The 16,015-nt window shown below is 51.4% G+C and carries 14 protein-coding genes; 5 read left to right on the top strand and 9 right to left on the bottom strand.

Features of this window, described 5'->3' with window-relative positions; translation table 11 throughout:
• Positions 1 to 16: 16 nt before the first annotated feature.
• On the top strand, positions 17 to 1,540 hold the full coding sequence (purF, locus tag HNR75_RS00315; RefSeq protein WP_188025027.1) for an amidophosphoribosyltransferase: 1,524 nt from the start codon (positions 17 to 19) through the stop codon (positions 1,538 to 1,540).
• Positions 1,541 to 1,576: 36 nt separating this feature from the next.
• Here the strand turns inward: purF and cowN are convergent, their stop codons facing one another.
• The 4 genes from cowN to HNR75_RS00295 all read right to left on the bottom strand — a co-directional run bounded on the left by cowN (position 1,577) and on the right by HNR75_RS00295 (position 3,993).
• Complete coding sequence (gene cowN, locus HNR75_RS00310) at positions 1,577 to 1,894, bottom strand: N(2)-fixation sustaining protein CowN (RefSeq protein WP_188025026.1); 318 nt, start codon at positions 1,892 to 1,894, stop codon at positions 1,577 to 1,579.
• 179 nt (positions 1,895 to 2,073) lie between these two features.
• Positions 2,074 to 2,853, bottom strand: coding sequence for a ZIP family metal transporter (locus tag HNR75_RS00305; RefSeq protein WP_188025025.1), 780 nt, complete (start codon positions 2,851 to 2,853; stop codon positions 2,074 to 2,076).
• Positions 2,854 to 2,905: 52 nt separating this feature from the next.
• On the bottom strand, positions 2,906 to 3,382 hold the full coding sequence (locus HNR75_RS00300; protein ID WP_188025024.1) for a Dps family protein: 477 nt from the start codon (positions 3,380 to 3,382) through the stop codon (positions 2,906 to 2,908).
• Positions 3,383 to 3,579: 197 nt separating this feature from the next.
• A complete protein-coding gene (locus HNR75_RS00295; protein WP_188025023.1) occupies positions 3,580 to 3,993 on the bottom strand; it encodes a phosphate-starvation-inducible protein PsiE in 414 nt (137 codons plus the stop codon).
• Positions 3,994 to 4,169: 176 nt separating this feature from the next.
• On the opposite strand from HNR75_RS00295, the gene gntR reads away from it, so the two are divergent.
• Positions 4,170 to 5,171 carry a gluconate operon transcriptional repressor GntR gene (gene gntR, locus HNR75_RS00290; RefSeq protein ID WP_188025022.1) on the top strand — a complete coding sequence of 334 codons (1,002 nt, stop codon included), beginning with the start codon at positions 4,170 to 4,172 and terminating at the stop codon, positions 5,169 to 5,171.
• A 125-nt stretch (positions 5,172 to 5,296) separates the two neighbouring features.
• On the opposite strand, the gene HNR75_RS00285 is transcribed toward gntR, so the two are convergent.
• Genes HNR75_RS00285 through HNR75_RS00275 form a run of 3 tightly spaced genes read right to left on the bottom strand, consistent with a single transcriptional unit; the run spans position 5,297 to position 8,275 of the window.
• Positions 5,297 to 5,944: a bifunctional 4-hydroxy-2-oxoglutarate aldolase/2-dehydro-3-deoxy-phosphogluconate aldolase gene (locus HNR75_RS00285; RefSeq protein WP_188025021.1), complete on the bottom strand. Its 648-nt coding sequence runs from the start codon at positions 5,942 to 5,944 to the stop codon at positions 5,297 to 5,299.
• Positions 5,945 to 5,957: 13 nt separating this feature from the next.
• Positions 5,958 to 7,763, bottom strand: coding sequence for a phosphogluconate dehydratase (gene edd, locus HNR75_RS00280; protein ID WP_188025020.1), 1,806 nt, complete (start codon positions 7,761 to 7,763; stop codon positions 5,958 to 5,960).
• Positions 7,751 to 8,275, bottom strand: a complete 525-nt coding sequence (locus tag HNR75_RS00275) for a gluconokinase (RefSeq protein ID WP_188025019.1) — start codon at positions 8,273 to 8,275, stop codon at positions 7,751 to 7,753. The genes edd and HNR75_RS00275 overlap by 13 nt, the downstream gene beginning before the upstream one ends.
• A 245-nt stretch (positions 8,276 to 8,520) precedes the next feature.
• On the opposite strand from HNR75_RS00275, the gene gntT reads away from it, so the two are divergent.
• The 3 genes from gntT to HNR75_RS00260 all read left to right on the top strand — a co-directional run bounded on the left by gntT (position 8,521) and on the right by HNR75_RS00260 (position 13,453).
• Positions 8,521 to 9,837 carry a gluconate transporter gene (gntT, locus tag HNR75_RS00270; protein ID WP_188025018.1) on the top strand — a complete coding sequence of 439 codons (1,317 nt, stop codon included), beginning with the start codon at positions 8,521 to 8,523 and terminating at the stop codon, positions 9,835 to 9,837.
• 274 nt (positions 9,838 to 10,111) lie between these two features.
• Positions 10,112 to 11,662: a TerC family protein gene (locus HNR75_RS00265; RefSeq protein ID WP_188025017.1), complete on the top strand. Its 1,551-nt coding sequence runs from the start codon at positions 10,112 to 10,114 to the stop codon at positions 11,660 to 11,662.
• A gap of 18 nt (positions 11,663 to 11,680) precedes the next feature.
• Positions 11,681 to 13,453, top strand: a complete 1,773-nt coding sequence (locus tag HNR75_RS00260) for a hypothetical protein (protein ID WP_188025016.1) — start codon at positions 11,681 to 11,683, stop codon at positions 13,451 to 13,453.
• Between the two features lie 66 nt (positions 13,454 to 13,519).
• Here HNR75_RS00260 and HNR75_RS00255 read toward each other — a convergent pair whose 3' ends face one another.
• Together HNR75_RS00255 and HNR75_RS00250 are read right to left on the bottom strand one after the other, a co-directional pair.
• Complete coding sequence (locus tag HNR75_RS00255) at positions 13,520 to 14,494, bottom strand: alpha-L-glutamate ligase-like protein (RefSeq protein ID WP_188025015.1); 975 nt, start codon at positions 14,492 to 14,494, stop codon at positions 13,520 to 13,522.
• Positions 14,495 to 14,498: 4 nt separating this feature from the next.
• On the bottom strand, positions 14,499 to 16,010 hold the full coding sequence (locus HNR75_RS00250) for an inactive transglutaminase family protein (RefSeq protein WP_188025014.1): 1,512 nt from the start codon (positions 16,008 to 16,010) through the stop codon (positions 14,499 to 14,501).
• Positions 16,011 to 16,015: the final 5 nt, after the last annotated feature.

Raw genomic sequence — 16,015 nt, 5'->3', positions numbered from 1 at the left:
CGAGGAAGAAAAAGAGATGTGTGGTATTGTCGGCATTGTTGGCACCAGTCCTGTCAACCAGGCCTTATATGATTCACTGACGGTGTTACAACACCGCGGGCAGGACGCCGCAGGGATCGTGACTATCAGTGATAACACGTTCAAGCAGCGTAAAGCCAATGGTCTGGTCAAAGATGTGTTCGAAACGCGTCATATGCAGCGTCTGAAAGGCAATATCGGTATCGGCCATGTGCGTTATCCGACAGCCGGTAGTTCCAGCGCCGCAGAAGCACAGCCGTTTTATGTTAACTCGCCATTTGGTATCGCTCTGGCACACAATGGTAATCTGACCAATGCCAAGGAACTGCGCGAGCTGCAAACCCAACAGACCCGCCGTCACATCAATACTACTTCTGACTCCGAAGTGTTGCTGAATACCTTCGCGTATGAGCTGGATAAAACCGAAGGCACTGAACTTTCTGCAGACGAGATTTTTGCGGCAGTCAGCCGTGTTCATGCTCAGATCCGTGGTGCTTATGCCGTGGTTGCCGTGATCATCGGCCATGGTTTGCTGGCATTCCGCGATCCGAATGGTATTCGTCCGCTGGTGTTAGGTCGTCGCAAATCCGAAGAAGTTGCCGGTCGCTATGAATATATGGTGGCTTCTGAAAGTGTTGCGCTGGATGTACAGGGCTTTGAGGTGATGCGTGATGTGGCACCGGGTGAAGCGGTCTATATCTCTGCTGCCGGTGAACTGTTTACTCAGCAATGCGCGCATGCCAATCATTGTCCATGCATCTTCGAATACGTTTATTTTGCCCGTCCGGATTCATTCATTGATAAAGTTTCGGTGTATGCAGCCCGGGTGCATATGGGTGAGAAACTGGGCAAGAAAATTGCCCGCGAGTGGAAAGATCTGGATATCGATGTGGTGATTCCGATCCCGGAAACATCCTGTGACATCGCACTGGAAATTGCCCAGGTTCTGAACAAGCCTTATCGTCAGGGTTTTGTGAAAAATCGTTATATCGGTCGTACCTTCATTATGCCTGGCCAGACGCAGCGTAAAAAATCAGTACGCAACAAACTGAATGCGATTTCTTCCGAGTTTAAAGGCAAACGCGTGCTGCTGGTGGATGACTCCATCGTGCGTGGTACGACCTCAGCGCAAATCGTCGATATGGCGCGTGAAGCCGGAGCCGCAAAAGTTTACTTTGCCTCCGCTGCACCGGAAATCCGTTATCCGAACGTCTATGGTATCGACATGCCGGTAGCCAGCGAGCTGATTGCTTACGGGCGCGAAGTGGATGAGATTTGTCAGCTGATCCGTGCTGATGGTTTGATTTATCAGGATCTGCCTGATCTGGAAGCCGCCGTGCGCGAATGCAATCCGGAGATCAAGCAGTTTGAAACCTCGGTATTCAACGGTAAATACATCACCGGTGATATCAATGAAAGTTATCTGGCCTATCTGAATAGCCTGCGTAACGATGATGCGAAAGCGGATCGTGAGTGGAGCGAATCCACGGCAGATTTAGAGCTGTATAACGGCGAAAATTAATCTTGCATCAGAGCCCCTTGTTGGGGCTCTGTTGTTTCAGCAGCACTCTATCTCGACCACATCCAGCAATGCCAGCGCTTCATTGTCTTCATACAGCTCGAATAATTCCCTGATTTGATTAAGATTACTGTGGATAAGGAACAGATCATCCGGTTTCGGACCACTACCGCCTGCTGCCTTTTGTTTGAAATATTCCCAGAATTTGTTGGTTTTCTGCGGGTCATCGATATGGCTGCGGATGTAAGACATCAGGATGCGGGCATTACCATCACAGTCGATACCATCAAATGTGATATAGCGATCGGTTGTGGAAATAGGGGGATTGTTCTTTTTCTGTTTACAGCTGCAGGGCATAGGGACATTCCTCTGATAAAGGGAAAAGGAATTGCCAGCCGGGCCTTGAGCATTGTCGCATCACAGTAAAAATGTAGCAAAAACGACAAGACAAATATAACAAACAGACGCTGGCACATGATTACGCCTCATTCCTGCGTAAACTGTGCCATGACATGGTTTCCATTAATGATGGGTTATCAGCCCAGTGTCGCATCCAGCAGCATCATCACAATGAAACCGGCGATCAGAGAAAATGTGGCCAGGTGTTCGTAGCCTCGTCGGTGTGTTTCCGGAATAATCTCATGGCTGATCACAAACAGCATGGCGCCTGCCGCCAGTCCCAGCATACAAGGCAGCATGGCAACTGAAACGATCCCTAATGATGCACCAATGAATCCGCCAATCGGTTCAACCAGACCGGTCAGGGCAGCAATCAGAAACGCCAGTTTGCGGCTGTAATTGATAGCGAGCAAGGAAGCTGCTACGGCGAGTCCTTCGGGTAGGTTCTGCAATCCGATACCGGTTGCCAGCGTGATCGCATTTGCCGGGTCACTGCCAGCAAACGCAACGCCCACCGCCATACCTTCCGGAAAGTTATGCAGTGTGATGGCCATGATAAACAGCCAGATCTTGCGTATTTTGGTGTTCATCTGATTATCGTTGCCGATAATGAAATGCTCATGCGGCAAATGCTGGTGCAGGTACCAGAGCCCGACAGCCCCCAGCAAGATCCCGCTACTGACCAGGAGTACCGCGGGGAATTTTAGGCCGATTAATGCTTCCGCGTGTTCCAGTGCTGGTAATAACAGCGAGAAGAAGGTGGCTGCCAGCATAATGCCGGCAGCGACACTCAATAAGGCATCTTCCAGTCTGGCGGAGAGTTGGCGGAAAACAAATACACCACCGGCCCCGGCTGCTGTGCCGATCCCGCCGGCGATAAAACTGGCCAGCAATCCGGCCCAGATAGCTTGATTCATAAACGCTCCTGTTTGAATCTGTTTACTCAGGCCGGGCCAACTTTAGCTGCGATTACTCCAGCAGGCTGCGTAGCATCCATGCGGTTTTTTCATGTAACTGGATACGCTGAGTCAGCAGATCTGCCGTGGCTTCATCACTGGCTTTTTCTACAACCGGGAACAGGGAACGTGCGGTACGTACGACAGCTTCCTGACCTGCCACCAGGTTTTTAATCATCTCTTCCGCTTTCGGTACACTGGTATCCTCCGGGATCACCGTCAGTTTGGCAAATTCCTGGTAGGTACCCGGTGCATAGACACCCAGCGCCCGGATTCGTTCAGCAATCAGATCCACCGCCAGAGCCAGTTCGTTGTACTGGGTTTCAAACATCAGGTGCAATGTGTTGAACATCGGACCTGTCACGTTCCAGTGATAGTAATGGGTTTTCAGATATAAGGTGTAACTGTCAGCCAGAAAACGGGAAAGGCCCGCTGCGATTTCAAGACGATCTTTTTCAGTAATACCGATATCAATGGGTTGATGTGACATGGTGTGCTCCTTAGTTGCCTTTGATTTTCCGAAACATTTGTGGGGTATTTCCCGCGCATGTATAAATATTAGGCGCAAAGCTGTGGCATATCCAATTGAAAAAACAGAATGTTTTAATCGGAATAACCTATCAATCAACAGGTGAATAATGGCAATCAACCGGAATGTATCGGGGTGATTGCCAGAATCGGCAGAGATTAAAGTTCGGAATGCTTATCTTTACTGTCAGATTCATAAGGAAACTTAAGATGGCCATAACGGATCACCAGTACGGTGACCGCCAGCAGGAACGCACTGGCAGAGACGCCGACGAGTTGCCAGGCATCCATCGATTTCATATCCAGAATCAGATAACGGGCCAGTGCCACAATGGCGATATAGAGTGGGATGCGGATCGGCATTTTTCCCGACTGCAGATACATGGAGACCATCGCCAGTACCTCCAGATAGATAAACATCAGTAGTAAATCAGCCAGCGCGACTTTTTGCAGGCTGATCATGGACAGGACCTCTGTACCGATCGCAAAAATACTGGCAATCGCGATGATCACCAGACCGATATCCTGCATCCATTCCAGCGCAGTTCTGATGAGGTTGTTAATTGGTCGCATATGATGTTCCGGTTCTTGTCTGTGCACTGAATCACAATATAAGCATAATAATCCTATATTGTTAATATGTTGTAACAAAAGAGATGGAAAAAACGGATTTGCAGCAATTTCATGGTAGCAAATGGAATAGTTTGTTATGTTACAAGTAACATTTTGATTCCGGATTAAAAGAGAAAATGAGCAGCAAGCCTCGTCGTCCAACCCTGCAGGATGTCGCCGATCGTGTCGGTATCACCAAAATGACGGTAAGCCGTTATTTAAAAGATCCGTCGCTGGTATCTGCTTTGGTTCAGGAAAAAATAGCAGTCGCGCTGGATGAGCTGGGGTATATCCCAAATCGGGCTCCTGATTTGCTGTCGAATGCCAAAAGCAAGGCGATAGGGGTGTTACTGCCATCGCTGACCAACCAGGTATTCTCTGAAGTGATCAGGGGGGTGGAGTCGATAACTGAAGCAGCCGGATATCAGACGATGCTGGCGCACTATGGCTATAGTTCCGAGGTTGAACAGGAGCGTATTGCCTCATTGCTGTCATATCATGTTGATGGCCTGATCCTCTCTGAAAGTTATCATACCGAGCGGACGCTGCGCATGATCCATACCGCCGGTATTCCGGTGGTGGAAATCATGGACTCCTGTTCTCCGGTGATTGAACAGGCAGTGGGTTTTGATAATGCGGCAGCCTGTTATGCCATGACAGAGCTGATGCTGCAAAAAGGGTATCGACGCATTGTCTATTTTGGTGCCCGGATGGACGTACGTACCAAACTGAAAATGGAAGGTTATGCCGCCGCCATGCAGGCACACGGACTGGAACCGGTCAGTATGGCGACCGATGCTGCTTCATCATTTTCGCTAGGGGCTAAATTGTTGCTGGAGGCTCGGGCTCGCTACCCCGATATGGATGGCATCATCTGTACCAACGATGACCTGGCCGTTGGCGCCATTTTCGAGTGTCAGCGTCAGGGCATTGCCATTCCGGAGGAAATAGGTATTGCGGGCTTCCACGGTCATGACATCGGACAGGCCATGGTGCCGAAACTGGCGAGTGTGATCACGCCGCGTGAAGCGATCGGCCGGATCGCGGCTGAGCAGTTATTAGCCCGGATTAATGGTGCTGAATTAACAGACCCGATCATTGATTTAGGTTTTGATCTGTCGGCAGGGCAGAGTATCTGATTCCTTAGCGGGCATGAACTGGTAATAAAACGCAGACTCGCTGTTAATCCATCCATGGACGCTCGAGCGGCGGCATCCTTGCCGCCGACGGTCTGCTTATTTATTACCAGTCCTTGCCTGGTAACCTATTTTTTTAAACTATCAATCAGCGCGACTGCTTCGGCGGACAGCTTGGTAATTTCATCCCATGCGCCGGCTTTGACTTTGTCAGCCGGGATCATCCACGAACCACCTACCGTCGCGACACATTTCAGTGCCAGATAGGCTGCAACGTTTTTCGGACTGACACCACCAGTCGGACAGAATTTGATCTGCGGCAACGGAGCGGAAATTGCAGCCAACGCAGGGGCGCCGCCGTTTGCTTCTGCCGGGAAGAATTTCAGATGAGTGTAACCCAGGTCCAGTGCGGTCATGATTTCTGATGGCGTGCTCACGCCTGGGATCAATGGCACGGCATTCGCGGCGGCGTGAGCCAGCAGTTTGTCGGTAAAGCCCGGAGAGATGATGAATTGTGCGCCTGCAGCAACCGCCTGATCATATTGTTCCGGATTCAGCACGGTGCCGGCACCGACCAGCGCATCCGGCATCGCGTCACGAATGGCGCGAATCGCATCCAGTGCGGCAGGGGTACGTAGCGTGATTTCAAACACGGTAATACCGCCAGCCGCCAGTGCTTTTGCCATCGGCACGGCGTCTTCCACTTTATCGATCACCATCACAGGTACTACCGGTGAGGTTGCAAAAACAGTCGCAGGAGACAAAGTCCAGTTCATGTTGTAATCCTTATCAATCGTTATCAGAGAATAAAATAGAAGCACCTTGTTCTGCGCTGGTGACGATATGGCGGAAAGCGCCAAACAGTTCTCGTCCCAGACCAAAATGCTGTGATTTCAGATCGCTTTGTGCCAGAGGACGCTGCCGGATATCGTCCAGTACATGCAGGGTACCGCTGGTTGCATCCAGACGGATGCGATCACCGGTTTGCAGTTGTGCGAGTGGACCACCTTTTGCCGCTTCCGGCGTCACGTGAATGGCGGCAGGAATTTTGCCGGAAGCCCCCGACAAACGGCCATCGGTAACCAGTGCCACTTTGTGACCGGCTTTCTGCAAGTTGCCCAGTATTGGCATCAGTTTGTGCAGTTCCGGCATCCCGTTGGCGGCCGGCCCGTTGAAACGAACCACGATGATGGCGTCCCGGTTCAGCTCACCAGCTTTGTAGGCTTTTTCCACATCATGCTGGGAATCAAAGATGACAGCCTCTGCCTCGATATAGTGGTGCTCTTTGGCAACCGCGCTGACCTTGATAACACAGCGCCCCAGATTACCGGACAGTACTTTCAGACCACCGGTGGCGCTGAATACCTGTTCGTCATCCGATAACACAGCTGGATCCTGACTCTGGGTGACAGGTGTCCAGCACAGCTTGCTGTTATCCAGCGACGGATGCTGCAGGTAATCCTGCATATTGCCGGTCAGTGGGGTGGCATCCATATGCAGCATGCCACGACTGGCCAGACCACGCAGCAGCAGCGGTACGCCACCTGCCTGATGGAAGGCATTAATATCGGCCGGACCGTTCGGATACACTTTGGCCAACAGAGGAACCACATCAGACAGATCGCGGAAGTCGTCCCAGGTCAGGATGATACCGGCTGCCCGGGCAACCGCCACCATATGCATGGTATGGTTGGTACTACCACCGGATGCCAGCAGAGCAACCAGACCGTTCACCAGCGATTTTTCATCAACCAGCTGATACAGCGGACGGTAGTTGGTAGAGCCGGAGACCAGGGTTGGCATCAGTGCCGCCACTTCATCGGTCAGTGCATGACGCAGTTCTGAATCAGGCGGTATAAATGCTGATCCCGGCAGCATCAGCCCCATGGCTTCAAACACTAGCTGGTTGGTGTTGGCCGTACCGTAGAAAGTACAGGTTCCCGGACTGTGATAGGCCTGGTTCTCCATCTCCTGCAATGCGGTTTTGTCGAGTTCGCCGGCGGCATATTTCTGACGGATACGGACTTTTTCATCGTTACTGATGCCGGTGCTCATCGGACCAGCGGGTACGAACGCCGCCGGCAGATGACCGAAAGAAAGTGCGCCAATCAGCTGACCCGGTGCGATTTTGTCGCAGATCCCCAGCAACAGGGTGGCATCAAACGCATTGTGGCTCAGTGATACGGCAGTGGCCTGGGCAATCACATCACGGGAAAACAGCGACAGATCCATGCCTGCCTGACCCTGTGTGACACCATCACACATGGCTGGAACACCACCGGCAACTTGAGCACTATGACCTTCTGCCGCCAGCACGGCTTTGATTTGATCAGGATATTGCTGATAAGGCTGATGGGCACTCAGCATATCGTTGTAAGCAGTAACGATAGCGACGTTGACGCGGGTCATGTCCATCAGGGTGTTTTTCTGGGAATGCGGGCAAGCGGCCAGCACATGTGCCAGGTTGCCGCAAGCCAGCGTGCCGCGAGGGCGTCCGGCTGCCGCCTGTGCCTGCATCCGTGCGACATAATCCGTACGCAGTGCGGCACTGCGTTCACGAATACGGTCAGTTACCTGTTGAATCACTGAGTGCATGTTGTTTCCCCCTGTAATGCGGCTACACATCGGTTGACCACCGTATTTAAATCACCGTCAATACTGACGTGTAAAACATCCGGTTCTTCTTCTCCCGGTACTTCCAGGGCTTCGAACTGGCTTTTCAGTAAACCGGTCGGCATGAAATGACCTGCCCGGGCTTTCATGCGGGCTTCGATTAATTCATAGCTGCCATGCAGATAAATAAAGCGCATGGTCGGATTCCCTTCCCGCAGACGATCCCGGTAACGGCGTTTCAGCGCAGAACAGACAATGATGCCGGTTTCGTTTTTGTGGCACAGGCTATAAGCCGCATCACTAAGGCGTTCCAGCCATGGCGCCCGGTCATCATCATTCAGTGGTGAGCCGCTAGCCATTTTCTGTATGTTGGCCCGGGGATGCAGATCGTCACCATCAATAAACTTCGCGTTTAAAGCTCTACTCAGTGCGGCACCTACAGAAGATTTACCGCAACCAGATACTCCCATCAGGATAATGCTATGTCCTGTCATAATTTGACCTCAGTCTCAAATTTGATAATTGCCGGTGGATGATGGTTGTACCTTAGCATGTTACCGGTATCATGTTACCGGTAACAAGGATATTTGTGAAGCGCGCCACAAATTCAATCTGAACCATCACCAATAAGAGAGACAACTATGTTTGCAACCACCGTCATTATGCCAATATCGCCGCCGCCATGCATTCTGAGCTCATTTTCAGTGTGTGTATTCAGCGCGTTTACAGGAGTTCAATCATGCCGTTAATTATTGTTGCTATCGGGGTGGCGCTGCTGCTTCTGCTGATGTTGCGTTTTAAAGTAAATGGTTTTCTGTCACTGATTCTGGTGGCATTAGCTGTCGGACTGATGGAAGGGATGCCGATTGCCAAAGTCATGGCATCCGTGAAGGCCGGGGTGGGTGGTACGTTAGGCAGTCTGGCACTGGTACTGGCGTTTGGCGCCATGCTGGGCAAACTGATGGCTGATTGTGGCGGTGCACAGCGTATCGCGACCACACTGATTGCCTGGTTTGGTGTGAAACGAATCCAGTGGGCCGTCGTGCTGACCGGTTTCGTGGTGGGCTTTGCGCTGTTCTATGAAGTGGGTTTCGTACTGATGATCCCGCTGGTATTTACCATTGCGGCATCAGCCCGTATTCCTCTGCTGTATATCGGTGTTCCGATGGCGGCTGCACTGTCGGTAACGCACGGCTTCCTGCCGCCGCATCCGGGCCCGACTGCCATCGCTGGCGTTTATGGTGCGGACATGGGTAAAACCCTGCTCTACGGTATCATCCTGGCGATTCCGACCGTGATCATCTCTGGTCCGCTGTTTGCGATGATGCTGAAGAAAATCGATAAACCAATTCCTGCCGGTTTATACAACCCGAAAGTGTTTACTGAAGAAGAAATGCCGGGCTTTGGTGTGAGTGTGTTGACTGCGCTGGTACCGGTTATTCTGATGGCGATTCAGGCTATCGCTAAAATGACATTGCCTGCCGATTCGGTAATTCTGGACTACACCGGCTTCTTCGGTGATCCGGTCATTGCGACCATGTTGTCCGTATTAATCGCTATCTTCACCTTTGGTCTGAACTGCGGTAAAGACATGAAAGAGGTGATGGGCACTATTGCAGAGTCGATCAGTGCGATTGCCATGATCATTCTGGTTATTGGGGGTGGTGGTGCTTTCAAACAGGTACTGGTTGATAGTGGCGTCGATAAATATATTGCAGGCATGATGAACGGTAGTGGTATTTCGCCGCTGGTACTGGCATGGGGCGTCGCTTCTGCACTGCGTCTGGCACTGGGTTCAGCCACCGTTGCAGCCATGACTACTGCCGGTATTGTTGCGCCAATCATTGCAACGACCGGTGTCAGCCCTGAACTGATGGTGATTGCTACCGGCGCCGGCAGCGTGATCTTCTCTCACGTGAACGACCCGGGCTTCTGGATTTTCAAAGAGTATTTCAACCTTTCTATTCCAGAAACATTCAAATCCTGGTCAGTTCTGGAAACGCTGATCGCGATTTGCGGACTGGTTGGTACGCTGATCCTCAGCAGCATGATCTGATTTACTGCATAATTTGGAGTATCCGGCAGCGGATGCTCCTTCTCCTGCTTGACCGAACCCGCTTCTATCAATACGCTAGTGCCGTCTGGTTAACCTATGAGGCCCTGTATGGACGATAGCAGTCGTCACCGTGACTACTATTCAGCTAGTTTCTGTTTTTCCTGTTTTTTCTCATCCTTTTCAGATGGTTCAGCCGTCTGGTCTGAATTGTTATCCGATCACCATCATTTCCCTGTAAAACGGAGTGTTTACTCTGTTTCGCCGGAGGTGAGACATGTTTGAGTGGATGATTGATCCCACGGCATGGCTGGGTTTATTAACGCTGGTCGTACTGGAGATTGTTCTCGGTATCGACAACCTGCTTTTTATCGCCATTCTGGCGGAAAAACTGCCGCCGGAACAACGTGATCGCGCCCGTTATTACGGTCTGGCGCTGGCGCTGCTGATGCGTTTTGGCCTGCTGGCCAGTCTGTCGCATCTGGTTACCTTCACCCAGCCACTGTTCACAATCTGGTCATTGCCCCTGTCAGGACGGGATCTGATCCTGCTGCTGGGCGGATTCTTTCTGTTATTCAAGGCGACCCGGGAGTTACATGGCCGGATAGAAGGTGTATTGCACAGTGATGAACAGAAGAAAGTCTATCTGGGTTTCTGGGTCGTGGTGGCACAGATTGTCGTGCTGGATGCTGTATTCTCTCTGGATGCGGTGATCACGGCGGTTGGTATGTCCGATCATCTGGCGATCATGATGATTGCGGTGACTATCGCTATTGTCATCATGATGTGGGCGAGCAAACCGCTGACATTGTTCATTAACCGTCATCCGACGCTGGTGATCCTCTGCCTGGGTTTCCTGCTGATGATTGGTTTCAGTCTGATGGCGGATGGCCTGGGATTCCATGTGCCGAAAGGTTATCTCTATGCCGCGATCGGTTTCTCTATCCTGATCGAGTTTTTTAACCAGCTGGCCCGCGCCAATCAGGAAAAACTGTTTAAAGGCAAGCTCCGCCGCCGTGAACGTACCGCGGAGATGGTGATGAGTCTGCTGGGTGTCAAACCCGAAACTCAACCTCATCATGAAGAGACATCCCGTCTTTCCGAACCGCGCGAAGAGATCTTCAGTGAGGAAGAAAAAGACATGGTGTCGCGGGTATTGCAACTTTCATCGTTGCCGATCCGGGCGGTGATGACCGTGCGCCGTGATATTGAAATGTTGGATCTGACGGCGCCGCAACAGGACATTTTGCAACTGCTCGCGCAAACGCCGCATTCGCGGCTGGTCGTGACCCGTGACAATAACCGGGATGCGCCACTGGGAATTATCCGCAAGCGTGATGTCCTGGCGCAATTGCTGGAGGATAAGAGTTTACGGATCGATTCACTGATCCAGCCTGCCTTGTGTTTACCGGAAACCATCTCGGTGCTGAATGCACTGGAACAATTCCGTCGGGCGAAAAACTATCTGGCTTTTGTGGTGGACGAATTCGGCAACTTTGAAGGTCTGGTTTCTATCCGCGATATCATGGAAGAAATTGCCGGTAAACTACCGGAGACCGGTGAGGAAGAGTCGGAACTTGTTATGCTGGCACCAGGCAGTTTCCGCGTCAGCGGCGATATGCTGCTGAGTGATTTGCAGCGGGAACTGGGTTTCCCGGCTGCTTCTACGGAACATTATCATACGTTGGCGGGGTGGTTGCTGGAGTGGTTGCAACGGCTACCTACCATGGATGAAGTGATCGATTATGAAGGCTGGCAGATTACAGTGACCGAAATCCGGGCTCACCGTATCGAGTCGGTCTGGCTGACCCGTCAGCAAACAGAATAATAATCCCCGGGTGAAATGATGATGACGCAATTGATGCAACGCTGGCAGCAAGTCAGCCAATATCTCGCGGACTGGAGTGATAGTCTGCTGGCTGCAGAAAACACGCTGCAGCAGAAAGATAAAGTATATAACTGGCAGGCATGGCTACTGCCAACCTTGCTGGGTCTGTTATTTGCACTGCAGAACCCGCTGCTTTACGGTATGGCACCGGCCTATGATGCCTCGTTGTTTGCCACCATGGGCAAGATGTGGGCTGACGGAGCCGTGCTCTATCGCGACATGATCGATATTAAAGGCCCGGTGATCTTCCTGCTGGATGCGATTGGTTATGCCATCGGTGGTTTTCAGGGGATCTGGCTGCTGGAAACAGTACTGCTGATCTGGGGGCTCAACGCTTTATACCGCACACTTGCCCTGTGGGGGATTGCGCCATTAAGCCGGCTTGCCGGTATGCTGGCCTGGTTATTCCTGTATGCCTACCGTTATTACTACGGCAACATGACGGAAGATTACACGTTCAGTCTGGGATTAATCGCTCAGTATCATTTTGTGCGGATGCTGCTGGCAGAACGTTTCCGCTGGCAGGATGCAGTCATTCCGGCGGTGACATTCGGTCTGATTGCCATGTTGCGCATGAATAATGCCGCAATGTGGTGTGGTTACTACCTGGCTCTGTTTGTTTACTGGGCATGGCAGCGTCGCTGGCAGGATGCACTTAAACTGACAATCAGTGGGGTTGCCGGTTTACTGGTGATTACTCTGCCACTGCTGGCTTATTTTGTCTGGCATGGTGTGCTGAGTGACTTCTGGTTCTATTCATTCGGCATTTTCTTCGGTAGCAGTTATGGCAGCGGCCACTCACTGATGGTGGGTTTCCTCGGCCTGGCCAGAACTGGTCTGTTGTTATTGTTGCCGGTGTTTATTGCGGTTGTCTGGCAACAACAACGCTCAGCTGATAATTCCCGTCCATGGGGCATCTTGCTGGCAACCCAGCTGACCGGAATCGTCATGGGAATTGTGGCAAATTCCGTTTCCGGTCACACCTACGAGCATTATGAAATTCTGTTCTTTACCTTCGCCATGCTTGTGCTGCCTGTCGTCATTCAGGCTGCGCGCAGTGGCGGGCTGACAGGGCAGATAGGTTGCCGCCATATACAGCAGGCTGGTGTTTTAACGCTGTTGCTGGTGATCGGTTATTTGCTGGCACAGCACATTATCTTTACCTGGTCGCGCTTTGAATCACCACTGCCGAAACTCACATATGAGTTGCTGGTCAGTCTGACTGCAAGCGTCATTACAACAGCTGTTCTGGTTGGTATCTGGTTCGTTACCCGAAGCCGCCGGTTATATCTGCCAGCGATGTCATTACTCGTCCTACTGACTGTACTGATGGTGGTGTTACCGCTGGCGCGCGGGCTGACCAAAGGGCGTCCGTTTGATGAGGTATCGGGACAGATGGTGGAATATATCAAGGCAAACACCGGGTATGATGATCTGATCTGGGTGGATGGGGTGATTCCGCAATATTACGTCTGGACGGAACGTCGTCCGGCATCGTCCTATCTGTTTTTCGATAATGTTACGCCACCGTATGATGTACGAACCCGTATGATGGATGATCTGAAGCGGAACAAACCAAAATTCATCATTGTGAAATTGACGCGGATGGAGAAGGTGATGAGCGGCAAGGATCGCGATAGTACACCGTCATTTACGGCCTATTACAATTATATCCAGGAAGCATATCAGCCGGTTTCTGCCGAGTTACCTCGCTTATACCAGCTGAAGTAAACGTTTTGCGCAGGAATGAAAACGGCCCGTTAAGGGCCGTTTGATTATCCGGAGATCAGAAAAGCATTAAGGCTGTAAAACACCAAAGTTATCCATAGAGAACTTCACGCGTTCTGCCACAGTCATTTTCTTGATATCGTTCTCTGACATCTTTTCAATTTTACGCAGACGGGGCAGCAGACCGGCACCATTAGCGATCTGAATCGAAAGACCCGGGCGGGCATTCAGTTCCAGCAACAGTGGACCACGTTTTTTATCCAGTACGATATCAGTACCGATATAACCCAGACCGGACATCTCGTAACAAGCTGCGGAGAGGTTCAGCAGTTTTTCCCAGTGCGGAACTTGCAGTTCATACAGATCGCGACCGGTATCCGGATGATAACGCATCGGACTGTTGTACTGCACCGCACGCAGCGCTTTGCCGGTACGCAGGCAGATGCCGACACCGACAGCCCCCTGGTGCAGGTTCGCTTTACCGTCGGAGGATGCAGTAGACAGACGCATCATGGCCATGACTGGAAAGCCTTTGAAGATGATCACTCGGGTATCCGGAACGCCTTCATAGGAGTAACCGTCAAACACGTCATCAAACTGGATCAGATCTTCAACCAGCACGAAGTCGGGTTTACCGCCCAGCGAGAATAGCCCTGCCAGAATGTTGGTGATATGACGTTCCAGATCGGTTGCGGTACATCCGCTACCGTTGGGTTTGTAATACAGGCCATCTTCATGACGCATGATGACCAGGATCCCTTTACCACCGGAACCACGTGCTGGTTTGATACAGAATCCCGGCCAATCCTTAACCATCTCGGTAATCTTGGTCACTTCATGCTGATGTTGGATGGTGCCGATCAGTTTCGGCACCGTCACACCGGCATCAACCGCAATGCGTTTGGTTTTCAGCTTGTTATCTACTAACGGATATAGCGAGCGCGGATTATAGCGCCCGATATAACTGACGTTTCGCTGATTCATGCCCATGATGCCGAGCTGAGCCAGCTTAAAGGGTGAGGTGTACTTCTCTAAAAGCCACATGGCATTACTTCTTATGCAGTTCGTCAGCTAACGGTTTGAACCGTTTCAGCTCAGACAGACGATAGCCGGTGTAGTTACCCATCACCAGTACGGTTGCCATAATGATCAGCTGCAACCCGAGGAAATTAAAGGTCAGATGCTGAACCATACCGCTGCTCATCGCCAGATAAGCGATTACGGCCACCAGTAATGAACCACCGCCTTGCTTGAAGACTTCTTTCGGACCTTCTTCTTCCCACAGGATCGACATACGTTCGATGGTCCAGGAGAGAATGATCATCGGGAAGAAGGTGATTCGCATACCCTGGGTGATGCCCAGTTTATAGGTCAGCACGGACAGGCCGCCGATGATACAGATAACGGTAATGATGATGGCCGATATACGGGCGACCAGCAGCAGATTCAGCTTGGAAAGCCAGGATCGGATCACCAGGCCCACACCAACGATACTGAGGAAACCGACCAAACCGGTGAACAACTGCGTTTGCAGGAAGGCCACCGCGATCAGTACCGGCATGAACGTACCAGAGGTTTTCAGACCACAGATAACCCGCAGGAACACAACAACCATCACGCCAATCGGGATCAGCAGGATGCCTTTGAATAGCGACTGTTCTTCTACCGGCAGCATATCCACCGAGAAGTTCAGCATATCTGTGTGTTCAAACTTAGCTTCCAGGGCTTTATTTACCGGAACCAGCTTTTTGATAACGGAGAAGGTTACCTGAGAGTTACTGGCACCAGCCACATCCAGCAGCGGCGTGGTGTTGTATTCCCACAGCAGCAGATTTTCCGGACGACCCTGCACACCGGTATTCGGATCGAACAGGTCATATTTGTCGCCGTTAAATACCTGAACATAGTCCACCAGACGCTGGCGACGACGACCATCTTCCAGATTCAGGGCGCGAACCACTCGGGCCGGAATATCCGCCTGATTCAGAATTTCCACCAGCAGATAAGCCGGTTTTTTATATTTGGCCAGCAGAGCCGCATTTTGTTCCTGATTCTTGAATTCTTTAAGAATTTCTCGCGTCAGGGTAAACGCATCGGCTGAGCGGGTTTTAGCTGCTGCCAGGATCTGATTGATTGCGGAAGCAATCGGCTCTTTTTCCAGCGATTTATCAATAGTCGGTACTGTGACTGGCAATGCCTTGGCATAAGGGTCGCTCAGCATGTCGGTACGATAGTAAAGCTCCTGATGACCAGTCGCGCTGCTGATCGACCATTCTGCGCGGGTTATGCCATCTTTGGTAACGAAAGACAGGCCATATCCCGGGCTGGCGGCATTTTCGTCGACATGTGTGAAGCCTTCCTGGGTATCAGGCAATGCCAGTGATGCCATAACCGGACCGCCATTAGCATCAAATTCGACTTTCGCTTCGGCAGACCAGACATTGCGGTATTCACCCGGCCACAAAGGAACATCAAAGGCAACATGGCGATACACGACCAGTGCGATACCCAGTATATAGAGCAGCGCGACGACGATATAAAACGGACGGCGAGAGACCATGATAG

This window comes from Tolumonas osonensis (assembly GCF_014202415.1).
GTDB classification, from domain to species: Bacteria; Pseudomonadota; Gammaproteobacteria; order Enterobacterales; family Aeromonadaceae; genus Tolumonas; species Tolumonas osonensis.
Note: the sequence above shows the minus strand (reverse complement) of the source record. Positions and strands in the feature narration are given on the sequence as shown.